The sequence below is a fragment of the Kitasatospora sp. Ki12 genome, assembly GCF_054601375.1.
Genome location: NZ_BAAIHT010000001.1, coordinates 1,010,170 through 1,031,844 on the forward strand (window position 1 = coordinate 1,010,170; position 21,675 = coordinate 1,031,844).

A 21,675-nucleotide genomic window follows, 5' to 3' on the forward strand; every position below is an offset into this window, starting at 1 on the left:
GCCGCCACAGTCAGGCGCCACTACATGTATGCTCAATCCTGCTGTCGACGCAGGGGAACCCGGTGCGAATCCGGGACTGCCCCGCAGCGGTGAGCGGGCGGCCGGAACGGCCCTCCCCGCGAGTCCGAGTACCTGCCGACGGCCTGCGCCACGGCCCTCCCGCAGAGGCCGCGCCAGCACCAGCAGTACACCTCCGGGCCTCGCGGGCGGGCCGGGGAGACACCTCGCGCGACGCCGTCTGCGTTCGTGCCGTGCTCCCCTGCCCCGACCGGCCCGGTACCCCCGATCACCGCCGCCGATCGCCGCCAGGAGAGAGCGCCTTGACCACCGCTGCCTCAGCCACCCTGCCCGCCCAGGGCTCCGGTACCGCCTTCACCGACCCGAAGGTCTCCGACCCCGGCGGCGCCCTGCTGCGGCTGCTCACCGACCGCAGCGCCGACCTCACCGAGGTCGACCCCGGCCATGTCGCCGCCGCCGCGCTGCGCGGCCGCCACGCCGGCTCGGACTTCGCCGAGCTGCGCGGGCTGGCCGTGGACGCCGCCGCGTCGATGATCGCCGAGGACCCGCAGTACTCGAAGCTCGCCGCCCGCCTGCTCGCGCTGGAGATCGTCGACGAGGCGAACAGCCAGGGCTCCACGTCCTTCTCCGCCTCGATCGCCGTCGGCCACGCCGAGGGCCTGATCGGCGACACCACCGCGGCCTTCGTCGCCAAGCACGCCGCCGCCCTGGACGCCCTGATCGACGCCGCCGGCGACGACCGCTTCGAGTACTTCGGCCTGCGCACCGTGCAGTCCCGCTACCTGCTGCGCCACCCGATCACCCGCAAGGTGGTCGAGACCCCGCAGCACTTCCTGCTCCGCGTCGCCTGTGGTCTGGCGGTCGGGGACAGCGAGCAGTCGGTGCGCGAGGTGTCCGAGCTGTACGGCCTGATGAGCCGCCTGGAGTACCTGACCTCCTCGCCGACGCTCTTCAACTCCGGTACCCGGCACCCGCAGATGTCGAGCTGCTACCTGCTCGACTCCCCGCTGGACAACCTGGACTCGATCTACAACCGCTACGCGCAGATCGCCCGGCTGTCCAAGCACGCCGGCGGCATCGGCCTGTCCTACTCGCGCATCCGCTCGCGCGGCAGCCTGATCCGCGGCACCAACGGCAAGTCCAACGGCATCGTGCCGTTCCTGCGCACCCTCGACTCCTCGGTCGCCGCCGTCAACCAGGGCGGCCGCCGCAAGGGCGCCGCCTGCGTCTACCTGGAGACCTGGCACGCCGACATCGAGGAGTTCCTCGAGCTGCGCGACAACACCGGCGAGGAGGCGCGCCGGACCCACAACCTCAACCTGGCGCACTGGATCCCGGACGAGTTCATGCGCCGGGTCAACGCCAACGCGGACTGGTCGCTGTTCTCCCCCGCCGACGTGCCCGAGCTGGTCGACCTGTGGGGCGCCGACTTCGACGAGGCCTACCGCAAGGCCGAGCTGGCCGGCAAGGCCGTCCGGACCATCCCCGCGCAGACCCTGTACGCCCGGATGATGCGCACCCTGGCGCAGACCGGCAACGGCTGGATGACCTTCAAGGACGCCTCCAACCGCGCCGCCAACCAGACCGCGCTGCCGGGCCGCACGGTGCACTCCTCCAACCTGTGCACCGAGATCCTGGAGGTCACGGACGACTCCGAGACCGCCGTCTGCAACCTCGGCTCGGTCAACCTCGGCGCCCACGTGGCCGCCGGCGCCACCGCCGCCGACCTGCTGGGCGCGATGGACTGGGATCGGCTGGACGCCACCGTGCGCACCGCCGTCACCTTCCTCGACCGCGTGGTGGACATCAACTTCTACCCGACCACCGAGGCCGGTACGTCCAACTCCCGCTGGCGCCCGGTGGGCCTCGGCGTGATGGGCCTGCAGGACGTCTTCTTCAAGCTGCGGATCGACTTCGACTCGGCCGAGGCGAAGCAGCTGTCGACGATGATCGCCGAGCGCATCATGCTCACCGCCTACGAGCGCTCCGCCGACCTGGCCGAGCAGCTCGGCCGGCACGAGGCGTACGGCGAGACCCGCGCCGCCCGCGGCGAGCTGCACATCGACCACTTCCCGACGGCCGCCCCGCAGTGGGCCGACCGCTGGACCGCGCTGCGCGCCCGCATCGCCGAGACCGGCCTGCGCAACTCGCTGCTGCTGGCCATCGCGCCGACCGCGACCATCGCGTCCATCGCCGGCGTGTACGAGTGCATCGAGCCGCAGGTGTCCAACCTGTTCAAGCGCGAGACGCTGAGCGGCGAGTTCCTCCAGGTCAACCCGTACCTGGTGCGCGAGCTCAAGGACCTGGGCGTCTGGGACCAGCAGACCCGCGACTCGCTGCGCGACGCCAACGGCTCCGTCCAGGAGCTCAACTGGCTGCCGGCCGAGGTCCGTTCGCTCTACCGCACCGCGTGGGAGCTGCCGCAGCGCGCGCTGATCGACCTGGCCGCGGCCCGCATGCCGTACCTGGACCAGAGCCAGTCGCTGAACCTCTTCATGGCGGCGCCGACCATCGGCAAGCTCAGCTCGATGTACGCCTACGCGTGGAAGGTCGGTCTGAAGACCACCTACTACCTGCGTTCGCGCCCGGCGACCCGCATCGCCCAGGCCGCGTCGGGTGCCGCCCGCACCGCCGTACCGGTGCCCGCCCCCACCATGACCCAGGCCGAGCAGGACGCCATCGCCTGCTCCCTGGAGAACCCCGAGTCCTGCGAGGCCTGCCAGTGATGTCCGACGACCGCGAGAAGATGCTGCTCGACCCCGGGTTCGAGCTGACCCTGCGCCCGATGCGCTACCCGTCGTTCTACGACCGGTACCGGGACGCGATCAAGAACACCTGGACGGTCGAGGAGGTGGACCTGCACTCCGACGTCGCCGACCTCGCCAAGCTCAGCGAGGGCGAGCGGCACATGATCGGCCGGCTGGTCGCCTTCTTCGCGACCGGTGACTCGATCGTCGCGAACAACGTCGTGCTGAGCCTCTACAAGCACATCAACTCCCCGGAGGCGCGGCTCTACCTGAGCCGTCAGCTGTTCGAGGAGGCCGTGCACGTCCAGTTCTACCTGACGCTGCTGGACACCTACCTTCCGGACCCGGAGGACCGCAACGCGGCCTTCGCCGCGGTGGAGAACATCCCCTCCATCCACCAGAAGGCCCAGTTCTGCTTCAAGTACATGAACGCGGTCGACCACATCGACTCGCTGCAGACCAAGGAGGACCGCCGCGCGTTCCTCCTGAACCTGATCTGCTTCGCGGCGTGCGTCGAGGGCCTGTTCTTCTACGGCGCGTTCGCCTACGTGTACTGGTTCCGGTCGCGCGGCCTGCTGCACGGTCTCGCCACCGGCACCAACTGGGTGTTCCGCGACGAGTCCATGCACATGGACTTCGCGTTCTCGGTGGTCGACACCGTCCGCGAGGAGGAGCCCGACCTCTTCGACGACGAGATGGCCAAGCAGGTCACCGAGATGCTGGAGGAGGCCGTCGAGGCCGAGCTCCAGTTCGCCCAGGACCTGTGCGGTGACGGCCTGCCCGGCATGAACACCGCCTCGATGCGCGAGTACCTCCAGGCCGTCGCCGACCAGCGCCTCGCGCGCCTCGGCCTGCCGATCCGCTACGGGTCGAGCAACCCGTTCGGCTTCATGGAGCTGCAGAACGTCCAGGAGCTGACCAACTTCTTCGAGCGCCGCGTGTCGGCGTACCAGGTCGCGGTCGAGGGCTCGGTCTCCTTCGACGACGACTTCTAGGCGACTTCCAGCCGACTTCCAGCCGAAGAGTCGTACCGCGGAAGTGCCACCCCCGCCCCGTCCGGCGTCCACGCCGGGCGGGGCGGCGGCATGTCAGCGCGAAGGCCGGTACGGAACAGGTCCGTACCGGCCTTCGTCGTCGGGAGCGGCTACCGCTCCACCGTCACGCGTTCGGCACGGTCGCGTACTTCGGCGTGCCCTCGGCCATCTGCTTCAGGGCGTCCTTGCGGTCGCGCTTCGACAGCTTGTCGATGTAGAGGAACCCGTACAGGTGGTCGGTCTCGTGCTGCAGGCAGCGGGCGAAGAAGCCGGTGCCCTCGACGCGGATCGGCTTGCCGTCCTTGTCGACGCCGGTCACCGCGGCGTAGTCCGGGCGCGGCAGCTCGGCGTACGCGGTCGGGACGGACAGGCAGCCCTCGTTGCCGTCGTCGAGGACGCGGCGCCGGTCGGCCGGGTACTCCTCGAGCTTCGGGTTGATCACGTGGCCGATGTGGCGCACGCCCTCGTCGTCCGGGCAGTCGTAGACGAAGACCTTGAGGTCCACGCCGATCTGGTTGGCGGCGAGGCCGACGCCCTCGGCGGCGTACATCGACTGGAACATGTCGTCGATCAGCGCGGAGAGCTCACCGTCGAAGGCGGTGACGTCCTTGACCTCACGGTGCAGGACCGGGTTGCCGACGACGGTGATCGGACGGGCGGTGCCCTTGCTGAGGTCGGGCTCCTCGCCGACCACCTTCACGGGGGTCTCGGGCGCCGCCCCCTCCACGTCGTGCTCGTGCTCGTGCGAGTGGCCGTGCTGCTCGGACTGATCCGCCATGTCTTCCGCTTCCATAGGTCTACGCGTACCTCACCAGGGTACTCAGCGGTCTCAGCAGACCTCTTCGAGATCCCGGTAGGCGCGGGTCCCCGGGGCCGCCGTGACCCAGCGGTCCAGCAGGGTGCGCACCAGGTGGGCGGGGGCGGCGATCCCGCACTCGCGCTCGACCAGCCAGGACATCCCGGCCGCGCCGCCCTGGCTGAGGTGGCTGAGGTGGCCGGGGTGGGCGGCGTCGCCGTCGTCGTGCGGGTCGTGGTGGGCGGCGACTCCGTCGTCGGAGGCCATCCGGCTCTCCGAGCAGGCGCGGCAGAGCAGCCGCACCGAGGAGGTCCAGTCCTCGGCCGCGTAGCCGGCGTCGGCGACCAGCCGCTCCAGCGCGTCCCGGTCCCCGGCGGTGTTGGCCTGGAGCAGCACCACGTAGGTCGGCACTGGGGAGGGCGCCCACAGCTCGATCTCGTCGAACACGGGGTAGGCGACGCCGTCGGTGACCCGCTCGCCGTGCGGGGCGCCGTCGTGCAGCACGACCTCGCCCCAGCGGCGGCCGGAGGAGGGCAGCGGGATGGAGAGCACCTCGATCCGGGCCGGGTCCAGGCGCCGGCCCCAGACCACCTCGGACTCGCCGTCCGGGGAGAGCCGCACCGGGGTGGTGCCGAGGTCCAGGCTGACCGGGCCGTCGGGCTGCCCGCCGGGGCCGCCGGGCAGCTTCAGCCCGTACGCCTGCCAGGCGCGGCGGGCCAGCGGCCAGTCCTGCAGGGCGGTGGCGGTGATGCCGAGGTTCCACCAGTCGGGGGCGCCGTGCTCGCGGTCCAGCAGGGCGACGGCGCGCAGGCCGGCCGAGCGGGCCTGTTCCCAGTCCCGGCGGAACTTGTGCAGCAGGGCGAGGTTGAACCAGGAGTCGGAGAGCCACGGCTCCAGGTCGGCGGCCATCACCAGCAGCGCGCCGGCGTCCTCGTAGCGGCCGTCGCCGATCAGCGTGAAGGCCCGGTCGGTCGTCTGCCGCCAGGTGGCGGACGGCCGGTGCCGTGCCCGGTGGAAGATCCTCACGTTCGTCCCTGCCGTCGTCGTCCGCTCAAGTCCCGTGCCACCGTGCCCTACCGCCTCGGACGGCGGACCGGGCCCGGTGCCCCGGATCGGTGTTCCACGCTACGACCGCATCCAACCACGCCCGCCCCCGCCCGCGCTCCCCACCGCCGAGGTTGGGGTCCGCCCCTCCCCAGCCTGCCCGTCCGATCGCGGCCTCTCAACCCCTGGCGGCGCGGAGCCCCGCCGCAGGGCCCCGCCGGGGGCCCCGCCGCCCCGGTGCTCAGGCCCTGGCCTGGCCGCCGACCCGGGCCAGGGCGTCCACCACACGGGCGTCGTAGACCCGGCCGCGGCCCAGCCGGATCACCTCCAGCGCCTCCAGCCGGCCGACCGCCTCGCCCACGCCCCGGCCGCGGGCCGCGGTGAGCAGGTCGTCGTGGGCGTTGGCCACCCGGATGATCCGGGCCGCGAGCGGCACCGGGCCCTCACCGCCGGCCGGCCCGGAGCAGGGGTCGGCCAGCCGGGCGACCTGTTCGGCGACCTGCCGGGGCACCCCGGTGCGGCTGATCACCTCGCTGCCGAGCCGGGCGATCCGCTGCTGCTCGGCGCAGGGCAGCACCGCGGTGGCGCCGTCCGGCACCGGTTCGACCAGGGACAGCTGGCCGACGTCGTGCATCAGCGCGGCGTACTCCAGCAGGGCGAGCTCACGGGTGCCCAGACCCAGCTCGCGGCCGAGCGCGCACGCCGTGTCCGCGACCCGGCGCGCGTGCCCGTGCGGGGTGTAACCGGCCACCTCGGTGGCCCGGGCGAGGCTGGCGATGGTCTGCCCGGTGGTGGCCCGCACCGCGGCGGCGCGCCGGAAGGACACCTGGGCGAGCAGCAGCGGGGTGCAGAACAGCGGCAGCGCCCAGAGCCCCACCTCGCCGGCCGCGAGGCTGACCAGCATCCCGGTGGCGACGATCGCCGAGCCGATGCCGAACAGCGAGCGCAGCTCGTCCTCCAGCGCGGCGGGGAACCGCAGCCCGCCCGCCGAGCGGCGCAGCAGGGCCGCCAGGGTCGCGTCGCACAGCGCGGCCAGCGCGGCGACGGCGGTCAGGAACGCGCCGTACGCGGGGCCCTCGGGCGAGAAGCGGTCGACCAGGCCGCCGTTGTACAGCGGCTGGAAGACGGCGGCGGCGAAGCCGACGGCGAGCAGCCGACGGGCGGCGCTGTCGCGGCGGGCCGGGTCGGCCCAGGGCGGGCGGCGGTGCGGCAGGGCGAGCGGGGGCAGCCAGGCTAGCGCCAGGCCGACCCCGGTCACCGCGACCACCTGCAGCGTCCCGTGCGCGGTCGGCACTCCGCGCAGCGGCCCGAGCAGGGCGTACGCGAGGGCGCCGGCCGCGCCGATGGGCGCCTGCTCGCGATCCCCCGGAAGGGTGATCCGGACGCACTCGCCGAGCGCGATCAGCAGGCTGAACGCCAGCGCGATCCCGGGCTCCGCGACCCCGCGCACCGCGGCGGCGCCGAACGCGAGCGCCAGCAGCGCGGCGGCGGCCGCGTGCACCGCGCGGGCGGTGGGCCCGCACCGGGGCCCGCCGGGGGCCGCGCCGGCGCCGGCCGTACGGCCGGGGGCCGCCTGCCCGGGCGGCGTCACGACTGGCCGGCCGCGGGGATGCTCCCGCCCTGGGCGGGCACCCGGCCGGGCGCCGCCCGGACCGGTTCCGGCACCCCGAGCGGGATGTCCGGGACGGCCCGGACGCAGTCCTCGGAGTGCACCACCGGCTGCCAGTCGTGCACGGCCAGCGCGTCGATCAGCGCCCGCACCATGACCGGGTCGAACTGGCTGCCCGAGCAGCGCTCCAGCTCGGCCACCGCCTCGGTGACCGGGCGGCCGCGCCGGTAGGAGCGGGTGGAGGTCATCGAGTCGAAGGCGTCGGCGACCGAGATGATCCGGGCGAACTCGGGGATCTCCCCGCCGGCCAGTCCGCTCGGGTAGCCGCGGCCGTCCATCCGCTCGTGGTGGTGCAGGATCCCGGCGTGCGCCTCGCCGAGGAAGTCGATCCCGCGCACCAGCTCGAAGCCGTACACCGGGTGGATCTCCACGGCCCGGCGCTCCGCCTCGGTGAGGGGACCGTTTCTGCGCAGCAGCTCGGTGGCCACCCCGAGCTTGCCCACGTCGTGCAGGATCCCGGCGAAGCGCAGGGTGCGCAGCCGCTCCTCCTCCATGCCGAGCTGACCGGCGATCAGCACCGAGGCCCGGCCGACCCGTTCGCTGTGCCCGCGGGTGTAGGAGTCCTTGATCTCCACGGCCTGCACCAGCGACTGCACGGTGGCCTGGTGGGCGTCCTGTTCGCGCTGCCCCTGGGCGAACACCCAGGCCGAGATGGACAGCGGCAGCAGCGCCAGCAGGGCCGCGAACGCGCCGTACGGGCCCTGCCAGAGCACCGCGACCATCAGCCCGCCGGCCGCGTGCACCAGCACCGGCAGACCGCAGACCGAGCAGGCCCCGCGCAGCAGCACACCGGCCCCGCGGCTCTCGCTGAGCATCACCATCACGCCCACCACGACCCCGTTGACCAGGCAGAACGCGGCGACGGCGGCGAAGCCGGGCAGCAGCGCGGCCGGGAAGCGGGAGCCCAGCAGCAGCTGCGGCCCGCACAGCAGGTGGAAGACGACCGAGGAGGCGAAGGCGCACAGGGCGAGCTGGGAGCCGTTGAACAGCTGGCGCCGACGGCAGCCGAGTCCGTTCGGCCCGCCGAGCAGCGCGGCCGGGGCGGCGACCAGAGCGGCGGCGGCCGGAGGGAGCATCAGGACCCCGGCGAACAGCACCGGGAAGAAGGCGTTGACCCCGGGCCGGGCGGGCACCCGCTCGGGCAGCGCCGGGCGGCGCAGCAGCCGGCGCACCAGCACCAGGCAGGGTGTCGGCAGGCCCTGGGCCATCGACTCCCAGCAGCCGTGCAGGAAGGCCAGCAGTCCGACCTTGGGCCAGTCGACCGGCTCGCCGAGCCAGCGCGGCACCCCGGGGGTGACGCCGGCGGGGAGCAGCGGCACCAGGCAGCACAGCGCCGCGACCGGGACGGCCACCAGGTAGCGCGCCGCTCCCGGCGGCAGGGTCGCGCCTCCACTGTCGGTAGCGATATCGACCTCCCCGCCGTCCGGGCCCGCGTTGCCTCAGCGCGTCGGGCGAACCGACGGTGAGCGTCCGTCAGGAGGATAGGCCGCTACCCGGGCGCGGGGACGCATGATCGCGCAATGGCGCAGTTGGCGCACCGCCAACTCACCCGAACGAGTGACGGCGCATGCGAGCAGAACGGGAGCGGCCCCGGGAGCGCGTGCTCCCGGGGCCGTTCGGCTCCTTGATGCGGCCGGCCGACGGGCGACCGGCCGGCAGGTCACTCCGCCGGTGCGCCGGCCTCGACCGGTGCGCCGGGGCGCCCGGCGGACTCCTCGTCCGCCCCGCCCCCGGCCGGCCTCGGCGCGGGCCGGGCGGACTCGGCGTGCACCTCGACCGAGGTCTCCACCGAGACCACCAGCTCCTCGCCCGAGCGCTGCCCGGCCCGGATCGAGTCGATCCTGGCGAGCACCTTGCTGCGCAGATCGGCCGGGGTGTCGTCGCACCCGCAGGACCGCTTGATCAAGGCCTTGATCGCCTGCTCCAGCCCGTACTGCTTGAGGCAGGGCGAGCACTCCTCGAAGTGCACGCGCAGCTTGGCGCAGTCGCCCTCGGCCATCTCGTTGTCGAGGAATTCATAGAGGTGGTCGAGGACCTCGCCACACTCGGTGTCGTGCGGATCGCCGCAGCTCATGAGCCCGAGCCCTTCGCTTCCTGCCCTGCCCCGCTGCCGGCCGGGACCAGCCCGCGCTCACGGGCGTAGTCCTCCAGCATGCCGCGCAGCTGACGGCGGCCGCGGTGCAGCCGGGACATCACCGTACCGATGGGAGTACCCATGATGTCCGCGATCTCCTTGTACGCAAAGCCTTCTACGTCCGCGAGATAGACGGCGATCCGGAATTCCTCCGGGATGGCCTGGAGCGCGTCCTTCACATCGCTGTCGGGGAGGTGGTCGAGCGCCTGGGTCTCCGCCGAGCGCAGGCCGGTCGACATGTGCGACTCGGCCCTGGCCAGCTGCCAGTCCTCGATCTCCTCCGCCGCGGTGCGCTGGGGCTCCCGCTGCTTCTTGCGGTACGAGTTGATGAACGTGTTGGTGAGGATGCGGTACAGCCAGGCCTTGAGGTTCGTACCCTCGCGGAACTGGTGGAAGGACGCGTACGCCTTGGCGAACGCCTCCTGGAGCAGGTCCTCCGCGTCGGCCGGGTTGCGCGTCATGCGCAGCGCCGCCGAGTACATCGGATCCAGGAAGCCCAGGGCGTCGCGCTCGAAGCGCTCCCGCCTGGTCTCCTCGCTCTCCTCCGCCGACACCCGATAGGTGTCCTCACCGATCGCCTCGGCCAGTTCCTCACCGGTGAGCGCCTCGCCCGCAGGCCGGACCTCGTCCGGGCCACGGCCCGGCTCGGCCTCGTGCTCGGTCCCGACGACCGGACCCACCTCCTCGGCATGACGGGCACGGCCCACGGCGGGCCGCCCAGAAATGGAGGATATCGGGCTGACGGGCTTCTCGCCCGCGTCAATCCACTCCGACCAGGAGGGGACGAGCGCCGTAGCGGCCTCGCGCTCCTCAGGCCGTTCGGGGCACGCGATCGAACCCATCTGCCCTGCCTCTCACCGGTGACTCGTGCTGACGAGGGTGTCAACCACGGCGACCCCGCCCGCATTCCCGCCCACCGACACCGTTCACTCGCACGAGTGAGCGACCGGAGACTCCCCGCTCACGGCGGCCTCCACGGCATCCACGGCCACGGCCTCACACCAGCCCCAGCACCCAGTCCCCCACCGCGGCGCAGATCAGGTCCAGCACCTCGTCCTGCCCCACCGGCGCCCGCTTGGGCACCACGAACCCGTGGCTGCCGTACGGCACCGCCAGCAGCTCGTGCCCCGCCGGCAGCTCCGGGAACTCCTCCGGCCCGCCGAACGGGTCCTGCGCGCTCTGCACCACCAGCGTCGGCAGCCCCGACTCCAGCAACTCCTCCGCCCGGCTCTTCTCCGGCTTGCCCGGAGGGTGCAGCGGGAACGCCAGCGCCACCACCCCGACCGCCCCGGTCTCCGCCCCCGTCCGGCAGGCCACCCGCGCCCCGGCGCTGCGCCCGCCCACCACCAGCGGCAGGCCCTGTCCGGCCAGGTGCTCGGCGACCGGCCGCCAGCCGACGTCCAGCGTCTTCGGCGCCGGGGCCAGCTTCCTGCCCGCCACCCGCCAGGGCTGCTCGACCAGCGCCACCGAGATCCCGCGCTCCGGCAGCGCGGCGGCCAGCGCCACCAGGTCCCGGGCCTCGATCCCGCCGCCCGCGCCGTGCCCGAGCGCCAGGACGGCCTTCGGCGCGGCCGCCCGGTGGTGGGTGATCCGGGCCTCGCCGGCCTCGGTGGGGACGGGTTCGGTGGTCATCTCTGCTTCTTCTCCCGCGCGTCTTCGGAACAGCGTGCTCACAACAGGGTGCTCACCACAGGGTGGTCAGAACAGCAGGGTGGTCGGAACAGGTGGTCAGAACAGCGTGGTCTCGTATTCGACCTCGGTCCACGGCTCCTTGAGCTCCGGGCCGTTGTTGCGGATGCTGCCGACCGCCGGCGACACCGGGGTGGCCAGCAGCGCGCCGGGCGGCGGGGGTACCAGCAGCCGGCGCAGCGCGTCCGGGTCGGTCCGCCGCGGGTCCAGCCACTCGTCCCAGGCCTCCGGGTCGAGGAACAGCGGCATCCGCTCGTGGATCGGTGCCAGCGACTCCTCGGCGTCCGTGGTGACGATCGTGAAGGTCACCAGCCAGGCCTCCGGGTGCCCGGCCGGAACCGCCCGGTTGCGCCAGAACTCGTACAGCCCGGCCAGCGCCAGCGGGGTGCCGTCCGCCCGGGAGACGAAGTAGGGCTTCTTGCGGGCCTTGCCCCGCTCGCCCGGCACCGCCTGCCACTCGTAGTAACCGTCCACCGGGAGCACGCACCGGCGCGCGGCGAAAGCCTGCCGGTACGAGGGCTTCTCGTGCACCGTGTCCGACCGGGCGTTGATCATCTTCACCGCCGTCTCCGCGGTGTTCGACCACTGCGGCACCAGCCCCCAGCGCAGCACCCGCAGCTGCCGCACCGGCCGCGGCCGGTCCTCGGCCATCCGCTCCAGCACCACGAAGGCACTGTTGGTCGGCGCGACGTTCCAGTTCGGGTCCAGGGTCTCCTCGGGATCCCACTGCTCGACGTCGAACAGCTCGACGACGTCCTCGGGCTTGCTGCTGGCTGCGAACCGACCGCACATGCGGGCCAGCTTGCCATGCCGCCCGCCCCCGCCACTTCCTCATCGCTTCCTCACGCCCGGACCAGAACCGACCGCTCCCGCCCCGCCGTCCCCGCATGGGAGGCTGCCCCGAACGGCCCACCGCAGCGAACGGAAGACGGGGAGGACCGCACGATGACCGACGACCGGACCCTGAGCGCCCTGTGGGAGCAGGTCACCGGCTCCCAGACCGCCCCGCCCGGCTGGCTGGTGCTGGCCACCGGCGCCGTCGCCCTGCTCACCGTCCTCGCCCGGCCGCTCTGGCACGTCGCCCGCAACGCCGTCACCATCGCCCACGAGGGCGGCCACGGCCTGGTCGCACGCCTCACCGGCCGCAAGCTCGCCGGCATCCGGCTGCACTCCGACACCTCCGGCCTCACCGTGTCCTACGGCCGCCCCACCGGCGCCGGCATGGTCCTCACCGCCGCCGCCGGCTACACCGCCCCGGCCCTGCTCGGGCTCGGCTGCGCCGCCCTGCTCGCCGCCGACCGGATCACCCTGCTGCTGTGGCTGGCGATCGTCCTGCTGCTCGCCCTGCTCCTGCGCATCCGCAACGCCTTCGGCCTGTTCATCGTGCTGGTGGCCGGCGGCGCGTTCTTCCTGGTCTCCTGGTTCGGCAGCGCCGAGGTCCAGGCCGGCTTCGCCTACCTCGGCTGCTGGTTCCTGCTGTTCGGCGCCGTCCGCCCGGTCCTCGAACTCCAGCAGCAGCGCCGGATGGGCTGGGCCCGCGACTCGGACGCCGACCAGCTCGCCCGGCTCACCCACGTCCCCGCGCTCGCCTGGGTCGCCGTCTTCCTGCTCGTCGCCCTCGCCTGCCTCGCCCTCGGCGCGACCTGGCTGCTGCAGCCCCTGCAGTAGCCCGCCGCGCGGGGCCGTCCGCGTCCACGATCCGGGCGGTTTCGGTACGGCCCTAGACTTGCCCACATGACCGAGACCCCGTGGCCCGCCCCCGTCGCCACCAGCCCCGTCGACGCCACCGTCACCATCCCCGGCTCCAAGTCGGTCACCAACCGGGCCCTGGTGCTGGCCGCGCTCGCCGAGAAGCCCGGCTGGGTGCGCCGCCCGCTGCGCAGCCGTGACTCCCAGCTGATGGCCGACGGCCTGCGCGCCCTCGGGGTCACCATCGAGGAGACGGTCAACAACGACGCGGGCGGCACCGGCGGCGGCGAGGCCTGGCGGGTCATCCCGGCCCCCGCGCTGCTCGGCCCGGCCTCCGTCGACGTCGGCAACGCCGGCACGGTCATGCGCTTCCTGCCCCCGCTCGCCGTCCTCGCCGACGGCCCGGTGCACTTCGACGGCGACCCGCGCTGCTACGAGCGCCCCCAGCACGGCGTGATCAACGCCCTGCGCGCGCTGGGCGCCCGGATCGAGGACGGCGGCCGCGGCGCCTTCCCGCTCACCGTCCACGGCACCGGCTCGCTGGACGGCGGCCCGGTCGAGCTGGACGCCTCCTCCTCGTCCCAGTTCGTCTCCGCGCTGCTGCTCTCGGGCGCCCGCTACAACCAGGGCATCGAGGTCCGGCACGTCGGCGGCCCGGTGCCGTCGCTGCCGCACATCCGGATGACCGTCGAGATGCTGCGTCTGGCCGGCGCCCAGGTCGACGCGCCCGAGGACGGCGGCGAGAAGGACGTCTGGCGGGTCACCCCCGGCGCCCTGATCGGCCGCGACCTGGTGGTCGAGCCCGACCTCTCCAACGCCGCGCCGTTCTTCGCCGCCGCGCTGGTCACCGGTGGCCGCGTCACCGTGCGGGACTGGCCGAAGCACACCACCCAGCCCGGCGACCAGCTGCGCGAGATCTACACCCGGATGGGCGGCGCCTGCGAGTTCACCGACGAGGGCCTGCAGTTCACCGGCACCGGCCGGATCCACGGCATCGAGGCGGACCTGCACGACGTCGGCGAGCTCACCCCGGTGATCGCCGCGGTGGCCGCGCTCGCCGACTCCGAGTCCCACCTGTACGGCATCGCCCACCTGCGCCTGCACGAGACGGACCGGCTCGCCGCGCTCGCCAAGGAGATCAACGACCTCGGCGGCGACGTCACCGAGACCGAGGACGGCCTGCGGATCCGCCCGCGCCCGCTGCGCGGAGGCGTCTTCCACACCTACGAGGACCACCGTCTGGCCACGGCCGCCGCGGTGCTCGGCCTCGCCGTGCCCGGTGTCGGGGTGGAGAACGTCGCCACCACCGCCAAGACCCTGCCCGACTTCCCCGGGATGTGGTCCGAGCTGCTCGGCGAAGCGGCGGCGGACCACTGAGCGGAGACTGAGCACATGCGCCGCTACGGCAAGGACGCCGACGAGGACGACATCCGCAACCGCCCGGCCCGCCGGGGCTCCCGGCCGCGGACCCGGATCCGGCCCAAGCACGAGGACGCCGCCGAGGCGATGGTGCTGACCGTCGACCGCGGTCGGCTCACCTGTCTGGTCGACCAGGGCACCAAGCAGGAGCGCCAGATCGTCGCCATGAAGGCCCGCGAGCTGGGCCGCAAGGGCGTCGTCGTCGGCGACATCGTCAACCTGGTCGGCGACCTCTCCGGGGACGCCGACACCCTCGCCCGGATCGTCCGGGTCGAGGAGCGCACCTCGGTGCTGCGGCGCACCGCGGACGACGACGACCCGTACGAGCGGATCGTCGTCGCCAACGCCGAGCAGCTGGCCATCGTCACCGCCCTGGCCGACCCGGAGCCGCGCCCGCGGCTGATCGACCGCTGCCTGGTGGCCGCCTACGACGCGGGCATGGAGCCGCTGCTGGTGCTCACCAAGGCGGACCTGGCGCCGGCCGAGCCGGTGCTGGACTCCTACGCCCCGCTCGGCATCCGGTACGTGGTGACCCGCCGCGACGAGCTGGAGACCGCCGGCGCCGAGGCCGTCCGCGAGCACCTGCGCGGGCGCTCCACGGTGTTCATCGGCCACTCCGGCGTCGGCAAGACCACCCTGGTCAACGCCCTCGTCCCGGACCGCCGGCGGCAGACCGGCCACGTCAACGCGGTGACCGGCCGCGGCCGGCACACCACGGTGTCCGCCCTCGCGCTGCGGCTGCCCCCGCCGCCCGGCGCCAAGCCGGGCTCCAAGAAGGCGCTGGACACCGGATGGGTGATCGACACCCCGGGCTTCCGCTCCTTCGGCCTCTCGCACATCGACCCGTCCCGGGTCATCCTCGCCTTCCCCGACCTGGAGCCCGGCACCGTCGACTGCCCGCGCGCGTGCAGCCACGACGAGCCGGACTGCGCGCTGGACGCCTGGGTCGCCGACGGCCACGCCGAGGCCGCCCGGCTCTACTCGCTGCGCCGTCTGCTGGCCAGCAAGGAGGGCGAGGCCGACTGAGCCCGGGGCTCCGTGCCCCGGGGTTGGTGGCCCGTCCGAGGTGTCGGACCGGGCCCACCTGGTGATCATAGGAAGGTCAGGCCGGGCACGGTCCGACCGTCGATCGACTGGGAGGGCACGCGATGGCATGGGCCCTGGTGGTCCTGGCCGGCCTGCTGGAGACCGGCTTCGCGATCAACCTCAAGCTCAGCGAGGGCTTCACCAAGCTCTGGCCCACCGTCAGCTTCTGCGTGTTCGCCCTCGGCAGCTTCGGCCTGCTCACCCTCTCCCTCAAGACCCTGCCGGTCGGCCCCGCCTACGCCGTGTGGACGGGCATCGGCGCGGCCGGCACCGCCATCTACGGCATGGTCTTCCTGGACGAGACCAGCTCGGTGCTCAAGCTGGTCTCGATCTCCCTGGTGATCGCCGGCGTCATCGGCCTGCAGCTGAGCGGCACCGCGCACTAGGGCGTGTCTGACAATTCGCGTCGGATCAGCGCGCGGCGTTGGGGTGCGTGCATCGCAAGGCGGAGGAGGGAGTCCATGCGGAGCATCGGCGACCGACGACAACGCGGCGAGGTGCGTGCCCCGGCGTCGCGCGCCCGGCGGGAATTGTCAGACACGCCCTAGGACGGCGCCCCGGCTCCACGGCCAGGACCGGCACGGCTCCGTCCCGCTCCGCGAGCCCGGCTGTGCCGATCGGGGCGGGCTCGCTAGGGTCTTGGACATGGCCGACTACCACGACGACCTCCGACTCGCCCACGTCCTCGCCGACTCGGCCGACTCGGTCACCCTGGAACGCTTCCGCGCCCTCGACCTGAAGATCGAGACCAAGCCCGACCTCACCCCGGTGAGCGACGCCGACAAGGCCGCCGAGGAACTCGTCCGCAGCGTGCTGCAGCGCGCCCGCCCGCGCGACGCGGTGCTGGGCGAGGAGTTCGGCCTGCAGGGCTCCGGCCCGCGCCGCTGGGTGATCGACCCGATCGACGGCACCAAGAACTACATCCGCGGCGTCCCGGTCTGGGCGACCCTGATCGCCCTGCTGGAGGACGGCCCGGACGGCGTCGAGCGCCCGGTGGTCGGCATCGTCTCCGCGCCCGCGCTGCAGCGCCGCTGGTGGGCGGCCAAGGGCCTGGGCGCCTTCGCCGGCCGCAGCCTGGCCAAGGCCTCCCGGATCCACGTCTCCGGCGTCTCCCGGATCGAGGACGCGTCCTTCTCCTACTCCTCGCTCACCGGCTGGGAGGAGCGCGGCCGCCTCGACCCGTTCCTGGACCTCACCCGCGCCTGCTGGCGCACCCGCGCGTACGGCGACTTCTGGTCCTACATGATGGTCGCCGAGGGCGCCGTCGACATCGCCGCCGAGCCCGAGCTGTCGCTCTGGGACATGGCGGCCAACGCCGTCATCGTCGAGGAGGCCGGCGGCCGCTTCACCGGCCTGGACGGCGTCCCCGGCCCCGGCGGCGCCGACGCCGTCGCCTCCAACGGCCTGCTGCACGACGAAGCCCTCCGCCGCCTGAGCGTCTGAGCCACCCGGGCCGGAGCGCCCCGGAAGCGAGCGGGCGAGCCCCCGCCCCGAGCCAGCACCTCGCGAGCGGGCGAGCCCCCGCCCCGAGCCAGCACCTCGCGAGCGGGCGAGCCCCCGCCCCGAGCCGAAGGGGCGCGCCGGTGCCGAAAGGGAGAAGCGAGGAGGCCCTGAGGAACGAGGGGTCTTGGAGCGCCGACCGTCGGCACCGGATCCGAGCGCCCCGGAGGCGAGCGGGCGAGTAACAGCGCGGGCCCCGAGTGCCGGTTCTCCATCGGCACTCGGGGCCCGCGTTTCGTCGGGGCCCCTCACCGGGCCCCGCTCCGGGGTGCGTCAGCGCTGCTTGCGCAGTTCCCGGACCGCCGCGTCCAGCCGCTGCCCGTAGTCGGCGTCGGCCTTGCGGAAGTTGTCGATCGCCCGCTCCACGATGTCCTCGCGGTCGGCGGAGACCTTGGCGATGAAGCCGGCCAGGTTGGCGATCAGCCGCTGCTTCTCGTCCTCCGAGAACAGCCGGTACAGGGTGCCGGCCTGCACGAAGTCGTCGTCCTCGGCGTGCGAGGGCGCCACGTGGGTGCCGGTGCTCCCGTCGACGGCGGTGGCGGCCCACAGCGGGCGGCCGGTCTGCACGGGGCCGCCGAAGCTGTTCGGCTCGTAGTTCTTCTGCCGCCCGTGGCGACCGTCGTACAGGTGGCCGTCGCGGCCGTTGGTGCGGGCCTCGGTGGCGTGCGGGCGGTTCACCGGCAGGTGGTCGGCGTTGATGCCGACCCGGTAGCGGTGGGCGTCGGCGTAGGCGAACAGCCGGCCCTGGAGCATCTTGTCCGGGGACGGGCCGATGCCGGGCACGAAGTGCGACGGGGAGAAGACCGACTGCTCGACCTCGGCGAAGACGTTGTCGGGGTTGCGGTTGAGCTCCAGCCGGCCGATCTCGACCGGCGGGTAGTCGGCGTGCGGCCAGACCTTGGTGAGGTCGAAGGGGTTGAAGCGGTAGTTCGCCGCGTCGGCCGCCGGCATGATCTGGACCTGCACCGTCCAGCTGGGGTACTCGCCGCGCTCGATCGACTCGCGCAGGTCGCGCTGGTGGCTGTCCGGGTCCTCGCCGGCGAGGGCGTTGGCCTCGGCCTGGGTGAGGTTGCGGATGCCCTGGTCGGTCTTGAAGTGGTACTTGACCCAGAAGTGCTCGCCGGCCTCGTTCTGCCACTGGAAGGTGTGCGAGCCGTAGCCGTTGAGGTGCCGGTACGAGGCGGGGATGCCGCGGTCGCCGAACAGCCAGGTGACCTGGTGGGTGGCCTCGGGGGACAGGCCCCAGAAGTCCCAGACGTTGTCGGCCTCCTGCGAGCCGGTGTACGGGTCGCGCTTCTGGGTGTGGATGAAGTCGGGGAACTTGATGGCGTCCTTGATGAAGAACACCGGGGTGTTGTTGCCGACGAGGTCGTAGTTGCCCTCCTCGGTGTAGAACTTCAGCGCGAAGCCGCGCGGGTCGCGCACCGCGTCGGCCGCGCCGAGGTTGCCCGCGACGGTGGAGAAGCGCAGGAAGACCTCGGTCTCCTTGCCGATCTCGGAGAGGAAGGCCGCCCGGGTCCAGGGCGTCACGTCGGCGGTGACCGTGAAGGTGCCGTAGGCCCCGGCGCCGCGGGCGTGCACCACGCGCTCCGGGATCCGCTCGCGGTTGAAGTGCGCGAGCTTCTCGAACAGCAGCTGGTCCTGGATCAGGGCGGGGCCGCCGATGCCCGCGGTCTCGGTGTTCTGGTTGTCGGCGACGGGGGCACCCGCCTCCGTGGTCAGGGTCGGGCGCAGCTCGTCCTGCGTGGTCATAACGGGTGCCTCCACGGATGTCCGGTCGTGATGACACGATCCTAACTTGGACTTTGTCTAAGTCAACACTGGAATCAATCCCGGACTCTGACTTAATCTGGTGGACATGAACGACCTGCTGGAGAGACTGCGCGGGCGCGGCTGGCGGCTCACCTCGCAGCGCCGCGTCGTGGCCGAGGTCCTCGACGGCGAGCACGTCCACCTCACCGCCGACCAGGTGCACGCCCGGGCGGTGGCCCGGCTGCCCGAGATCAGCCGGGCCACCGTCTACAACACGCTGGGCGAGCTGGTCGCCCTCGGCGAGGTCCTGGAGGTCGCCACCGACGGCCGCGCCCGGCGGTACGACCCCAACGCGCACCGCGCCCACCAGCACCTGGTCTGCTCCGGCTGCGGGGCGATCCGCGACGTCCACCCGCAGGGCGACCCGCTCGCCGCGCTGCCCGCCGCCGAGCGGTTCGGCTTCGCCGTCACCACCGCCGAGGTCACCTACCGCGGCCTGTGCCCCGACTGCCGCGCGTAGGGCACTCCCCGGCGAGCCGCTACGCGCTCAGCTCGGCGTGCAGCGCGCCCAGCAGCCGCCCGGCGCGCTCGGCGACCTCGGCCGGCCCGTAGTCGATCGCCCGCCGGCACCAGTTCTCCGCCTGCACCGGCTCGCCCCGGCGCAGCGCGAGCAGCGCCAGGCGCAGCGCGGCCCGTCCGTGCCCGGCGTCGGCGGCCCGGGTGTACCAGAGCATCGCCTCGGCCTCGCTGTCCTGCCGGGCCAGCAGCAGGCCCAGGTTGAACGCGGCGCTTCGGCTGCCCGCCCCGGCGGCCCGCCGGTACCAGCTCTCGGCGATCTCCAGCGCCCCCCGCTCGGCCGCCCGGACACCCATCCGCACCTGGGCCCGCCGGTGCCCGGCGTCGGCCGCCAGCGCGTACCAGTGCTCGGCCTCGGCGTCCGCGTCACCGCGCCGGTCCAGCAGCGAGGCGAGCCGGAAGGCCCCCTCGGCGGAGCCGCCCGCGGCCGACTGCCGGTAGCGCTCCAGCGCCCCGGCCAGGTTGCCGCGCTGCTCCTGGGCGACCGCGAGCTGCAGCGCGGCCTCGCCGTGGCCCTCGGCGGCGGCCCGCGCGTACCACTCCTGGGCCTGGCGCTGCTCGCCGCGCCCGGCGTGCAGCACGCCGAGGTTGAAGGCGCCGTCGACGCTGCCGGCCTCGGCGGCCTTGGAGAACCACGGCTCGGCGCCGGACTCGTCGCCGCGCTGCAGCAGCACCACGGCCAGCGCGTTGCAGGCCTCCCGGTGCCCGGCGTACGCGGCCCGGCGGTACCACTGCTCGGCCTGCTGCTCGCGGCCGGTGCCGGCGCAGAGCAGGCCGAGGTTGAAGGCGCCGTTCTGGTCGCCCGCGTCCAGGGCGACGCGGTACCAGCGCTCGGCCTCCTTGGCCTCGCCGCGGCTCGCGTGCAGGGCGCCGAGCGCGTTGGCGGCGTTGCCGTCGCCGGCCTCGGCGGCCTCCTGCCACCATTCGGCGGCGGCCGCGATCTCGCCGGAGTCACGCAGCAGGAAGCCGAGCGCGCAGGCCGCGCGCGGCTCGCCGTTCTGCGCGGCCTGGCGGTACCAGCGGGCGGCCTCGTCCAGCAGCGACTGCTCGGTACGGGCGCGCTCCTCCAGCAGGACGCCCAGGCGCAGCGCGGCGCGGGCGTGGCTGCGGGCGGCAGCGGTGCGGTACCAGGCCTCGGCGGTCTCCTTGTCCCCGGCGGCCTCGCGCATCCGGGCCAGCCGGTAGGCGGCCTCCCGGTGCCCGGCGTCGGCGGAGACCTTGAACCAGCGTTCGGCCCGTACGTCCCGGCGGTGCTCCATCAGATCGCCGAGCGCGTAGGCGCCGAGCGGGTGTCCGTGGTCGGCGGCGAAGTGCAGCCAGTACTCGGCAGCCTCCTCCTCGCCCTGGTCGCGCAGCTGCAGCCCGAGCGCGTGCGCGGCCGGGGCGCTGCCCGCGACGGCGGCCTGGCGCCACCACTGGCCGGCCTCGGCCCGGTGGCCCTGCTGGTGCAGCAGCACGCCGAGGTTGTTGGCGGCGGCGCGCAGCCCGGCGGCCGCGGCGGCGCGCAGGTACGGTTCGGCGTCCTCCAGGTCGCCGCGGCGCAGCAGCAGGGTGCCCAGCCGGCCGGCGGCGTCCGCGTCGCCACCGTCGGCGGCCTGCCGGTGCCGGGCTTCGAGGGCGGCGGACTCGCGGGCGGCCAGCGCGGTCTCGAAGCTGGTCGGGTCGAGGGCGGCCGGGTCGAGCGCGGCGGCGGGGCCCGGCTCCCCGTCGGGCCGGTCCCCGTACGGGCCGACGGCGGCGGCGAACTGACGGGCGGACACGTGGACCAGGCTGTCCGGGCCGCTGCCCGGGGCGGGGCGCTCGGAGAGTCCGCTGGTGCGCTGGGCGGGCAGGGCTCCGGGGCGGCCCTCGGGGGTCTCGGCACTCTCCGCCCAGGCGTCGGTGTCAGCCTCGGCTGCCGCCGCGGACTTGGCGCCTGACTTGCCGATCAGCCTCATGCCGACTCCCGCTCCCCCAGAGTGTCGCGGCATCGTGCCCCGGCGTGCGGCCGGGGGGACTCCCAGGAGAGGTGCCGGACCCGACGGCCGATCAGCAGCCGTACACCGTCCCCCATGTGTCCCATCGTCGCATCACCTGCTACCCGCGTACACCTGCCCCGGCCGAATTCGAGCGGGGCCGACCCGAAGCCGACGAAATTGCTTCGGCGCTTTGTCGATTTCCCGACACATCCACCCCACAAACCCCGCTGTCGTCCTCCTTGGCGACGGTCGATAGTACCGGAGCGGTTCCCACCGCTTCGGTACGGAACCGCCCGCTTCGGTACGGAAGCGTCCGCGGAAACACCAGAGGCCCGGAGGAAGGATCCTCCGGGCCTCTGGCCTTTGTAGCGGGGACAGGATTTGAACCTGCGACCTCTGGGTTATGAGCCCAGCGAGCTACCGAGCTGCTCCACCCCGCGTCGGTAACTAAACAGTAGCACGAATGCGGGGTGGACCCGAAACCACCGAACGGCGGACGCCCGGAGGGAGCCGGAGGAGGCCGGAAGACGCCCGGAACCGCAGAAACACCAGAGGCCCGGAGGA

18 protein-coding genes, 1 tRNA gene and 1 riboswitch are annotated in these 21,675 nt (G+C 73.5%); of the genes, 8 read left to right on the forward strand and 11 right to left on the reverse strand.

What is annotated here, in order from left to right; translation table 11 throughout:
- Window positions 1-24 precede the first annotated feature (24 nt).
- Window positions 25-154: riboswitch (cobalamin riboswitch) on the forward strand.
- Between the two features lie 190 nt (window positions 155-344).
- Together ACYP53_RS04260 and ACYP53_RS04265 are read left to right on the forward strand one after the other, a co-directional pair.
- On the forward strand, window positions 345-2,744 hold the full coding sequence (locus ACYP53_RS04260) for a ribonucleoside-diphosphate reductase subunit alpha (RefSeq protein ID WP_189915847.1): 2,400 nt from the start codon (window positions 345-347) through the stop codon (window positions 2,742-2,744).
- The gene (locus ACYP53_RS04265) at window positions 2,744-3,760 is read left to right on the forward strand and encodes a ribonucleotide-diphosphate reductase subunit beta (RefSeq protein WP_189915658.1); all 1,017 of its coding nucleotides are present in this window, start codon (window positions 2,744-2,746) and stop codon (window positions 3,758-3,760) included. The genes ACYP53_RS04260 and ACYP53_RS04265 overlap by 1 nt, the downstream gene beginning before the upstream one ends.
- 163 nt (window positions 3,761-3,923) lie before the next feature.
- On the opposite strand, the gene def is transcribed toward ACYP53_RS04265, so the two are convergent.
- The 8 genes from def to ACYP53_RS04305 form a co-directional block, all read right to left on the reverse strand.
- Window positions 3,924-4,577: a peptide deformylase gene (gene def, locus ACYP53_RS04270; RefSeq protein ID WP_189915657.1), complete on the reverse strand. Its 654-nt coding sequence runs from the start codon at window positions 4,575-4,577 to the stop codon at window positions 3,924-3,926.
- 51 nt (window positions 4,578-4,628) lie between these two features.
- Window positions 4,629-5,621 carry a tetratricopeptide repeat protein gene (locus ACYP53_RS04275; RefSeq protein ID WP_189915656.1) on the reverse strand — a complete coding sequence of 331 codons (993 nt, stop codon included), beginning with the start codon at window positions 5,619-5,621 and terminating at the stop codon, window positions 4,629-4,631.
- Window positions 5,622-5,880: 259 nt separating this feature from the next.
- Window positions 5,881-7,230 (reverse strand): HD-GYP domain-containing protein, encoded by a 1,350-nt coding sequence (locus tag ACYP53_RS04280; RefSeq protein WP_459646668.1) that lies wholly within the window; start codon window positions 7,228-7,230, stop codon window positions 5,881-5,883.
- Window positions 7,227-8,660, reverse strand: coding sequence for an HD-GYP domain-containing protein (locus tag ACYP53_RS04285; RefSeq protein ID WP_459646669.1), 1,434 nt, complete (start codon window positions 8,658-8,660; stop codon window positions 7,227-7,229). Before ACYP53_RS04285 ends, ACYP53_RS04280 begins: the two co-directional genes overlap by 4 nt.
- Before the next feature lie 308 nt (window positions 8,661-8,968).
- Window positions 8,969-9,382, reverse strand: a complete 414-nt coding sequence (gene rsrA / locus ACYP53_RS04290) for a mycothiol system anti-sigma-R factor (protein ID WP_189915654.1) — start codon at window positions 9,380-9,382, stop codon at window positions 8,969-8,971.
- Window positions 9,379-10,122: a sigma-70 family RNA polymerase sigma factor gene (locus ACYP53_RS04295; RefSeq protein WP_308437554.1), complete on the reverse strand. Its 744-nt coding sequence runs from the start codon at window positions 10,120-10,122 to the stop codon at window positions 9,379-9,381. Before ACYP53_RS04295 ends, rsrA begins: the two co-directional genes overlap by 4 nt.
- 316 nt (window positions 10,123-10,438) lie before the next feature.
- Window positions 10,439-11,074 carry an alpha/beta hydrolase family protein gene (locus tag ACYP53_RS04300; RefSeq protein WP_189915653.1) on the reverse strand — a complete coding sequence of 212 codons (636 nt, stop codon included), beginning with the start codon at window positions 11,072-11,074 and terminating at the stop codon, window positions 10,439-10,441.
- A 96-nt stretch (window positions 11,075-11,170) separates the two neighbouring features.
- Window positions 11,171-11,923, reverse strand: a complete 753-nt coding sequence (locus tag ACYP53_RS04305; protein ID WP_459646670.1) for an SOS response-associated peptidase — start codon at window positions 11,921-11,923, stop codon at window positions 11,171-11,173.
- Between the two features lie 153 nt (window positions 11,924-12,076).
- Between ACYP53_RS04305 and ACYP53_RS04310 the strand changes: the two genes are divergently transcribed.
- The 5 genes from ACYP53_RS04310 to hisN all read left to right on the forward strand — a co-directional run bounded on the left by ACYP53_RS04310 (window position 12,077) and on the right by hisN (window position 16,768).
- Window positions 12,077-12,799, forward strand: a complete 723-nt coding sequence (locus ACYP53_RS04310) for a M50 family metallopeptidase (protein WP_189915651.1) — start codon at window positions 12,077-12,079, stop codon at window positions 12,797-12,799.
- Between the two features lie 66 nt (window positions 12,800-12,865).
- Complete coding sequence (gene aroA, locus ACYP53_RS04315) at window positions 12,866-14,197, forward strand: 3-phosphoshikimate 1-carboxyvinyltransferase (RefSeq protein ID WP_189915650.1); 1,332 nt, start codon at window positions 12,866-12,868, stop codon at window positions 14,195-14,197.
- Window positions 14,198-14,212: 15 nt separating this feature from the next.
- Window positions 14,213-15,265 carry a ribosome small subunit-dependent GTPase A gene (rsgA, locus tag ACYP53_RS04320; protein WP_189915649.1) on the forward strand — a complete coding sequence of 351 codons (1,053 nt, stop codon included), beginning with the start codon at window positions 14,213-14,215 and terminating at the stop codon, window positions 15,263-15,265.
- Between the two features lie 122 nt (window positions 15,266-15,387).
- Window positions 15,388-15,711, forward strand: coding sequence for a DMT family transporter (locus ACYP53_RS04325; RefSeq protein ID WP_459646671.1), 324 nt, complete (start codon window positions 15,388-15,390; stop codon window positions 15,709-15,711).
- Between the two features lie 259 nt (window positions 15,712-15,970).
- Window positions 15,971-16,768 (forward strand): histidinol-phosphatase, encoded by a 798-nt coding sequence (gene hisN, locus ACYP53_RS04330; protein ID WP_189915647.1) that lies wholly within the window; start codon window positions 15,971-15,973, stop codon window positions 16,766-16,768.
- A gap of 330 nt (window positions 16,769-17,098) precedes the next feature.
- Here the strand turns inward: hisN and ACYP53_RS04335 are convergent, their stop codons facing one another.
- The gene (locus ACYP53_RS04335) at window positions 17,099-18,577 is read right to left on the reverse strand and encodes a catalase (protein WP_189915646.1); all 1,479 of its coding nucleotides are present in this window, start codon (window positions 18,575-18,577) and stop codon (window positions 17,099-17,101) included.
- 106 nt (window positions 18,578-18,683) lie between these two features.
- Here ACYP53_RS04335 and ACYP53_RS04340 point away from each other — a divergent pair, with 106 nt between their 5' ends.
- Window positions 18,684-19,097 carry a Fur family transcriptional regulator gene (locus tag ACYP53_RS04340; RefSeq protein ID WP_189915645.1) on the forward strand — a complete coding sequence of 138 codons (414 nt, stop codon included), beginning with the start codon at window positions 18,684-18,686 and terminating at the stop codon, window positions 19,095-19,097.
- Window positions 19,098-19,116: 19 nt separating this feature from the next.
- Here the strand turns inward: ACYP53_RS04340 and ACYP53_RS04345 are convergent, their stop codons facing one another.
- Together ACYP53_RS04345 and ACYP53_RS04350 are read right to left on the reverse strand one after the other, a co-directional pair.
- Window positions 19,117-21,090 carry a tetratricopeptide repeat protein gene (locus ACYP53_RS04345; RefSeq protein WP_229928515.1) on the reverse strand — a complete coding sequence of 658 codons (1,974 nt, stop codon included), beginning with the start codon at window positions 21,088-21,090 and terminating at the stop codon, window positions 19,117-19,119.
- A 387-nt stretch (window positions 21,091-21,477) separates the two neighbouring features.
- Window positions 21,478-21,551, reverse strand: a tRNA-Met gene (locus ACYP53_RS04350).
- Window positions 21,552-21,675: the final 124 nt, after the last annotated feature.

Bases quoted from the DNA above. Each gene is read 5' to 3' on its own strand.
- ACYP53_RS04265 (WP_189915658.1), top strand. From the start codon at position 2,744: ATGTCCGACGACCGCGAGAAGATGCTGCTCGACCCCGGGTTCGAGCTG.
- def (WP_189915657.1), bottom strand. From the start codon at position 4,577: ATGGCGGATCAGTCCGAGCAGCACGGCCACTCGCACGAGCACGAGCAC.
- rsrA (WP_189915654.1), bottom strand. From the start codon at position 9,382: ATGAGCTGCGGCGATCCGCACGACACCGAGTGTGGCGAGGTCCTCGAC.
- ACYP53_RS04300 (WP_189915653.1), bottom strand. From the start codon at position 11,074: ATGACCACCGAACCCGTCCCCACCGAGGCCGGCGAGGCCCGGATCACC.
- ACYP53_RS04305 (WP_459646670.1), bottom strand. From the start codon at position 11,923: ATGTGCGGTCGGTTCGCAGCCAGCAGCAAGCCCGAGGACGTCGTCGAG.
- ACYP53_RS04310 (WP_189915651.1), top strand. From the start codon at position 12,077: ATGACCGACGACCGGACCCTGAGCGCCCTGTGGGAGCAGGTCACCGGC.
- aroA (WP_189915650.1), top strand. From the start codon at position 12,866: ATGACCGAGACCCCGTGGCCCGCCCCCGTCGCCACCAGCCCCGTCGAC.
- rsgA (WP_189915649.1), top strand. From the start codon at position 14,213: ATGCGCCGCTACGGCAAGGACGCCGACGAGGACGACATCCGCAACCGC.
- ACYP53_RS04325 (WP_459646671.1), top strand. From the start codon at position 15,388: ATGGCATGGGCCCTGGTGGTCCTGGCCGGCCTGCTGGAGACCGGCTTC.
- hisN (WP_189915647.1), top strand. From the start codon at position 15,971: ATGGCCGACTACCACGACGACCTCCGACTCGCCCACGTCCTCGCCGAC.
- ACYP53_RS04335 (WP_189915646.1), bottom strand. From the start codon at position 18,577: ATGACCACGCAGGACGAGCTGCGCCCGACCCTGACCACGGAGGCGGGT.
- ACYP53_RS04340 (WP_189915645.1), top strand. From the start codon at position 18,684: ATGAACGACCTGCTGGAGAGACTGCGCGGGCGCGGCTGGCGGCTCACC.
- ACYP53_RS04345 (WP_229928515.1), bottom strand. From the start codon at position 21,090: ATGAGGCTGATCGGCAAGTCAGGCGCCAAGTCCGCGGCGGCAGCCGAG.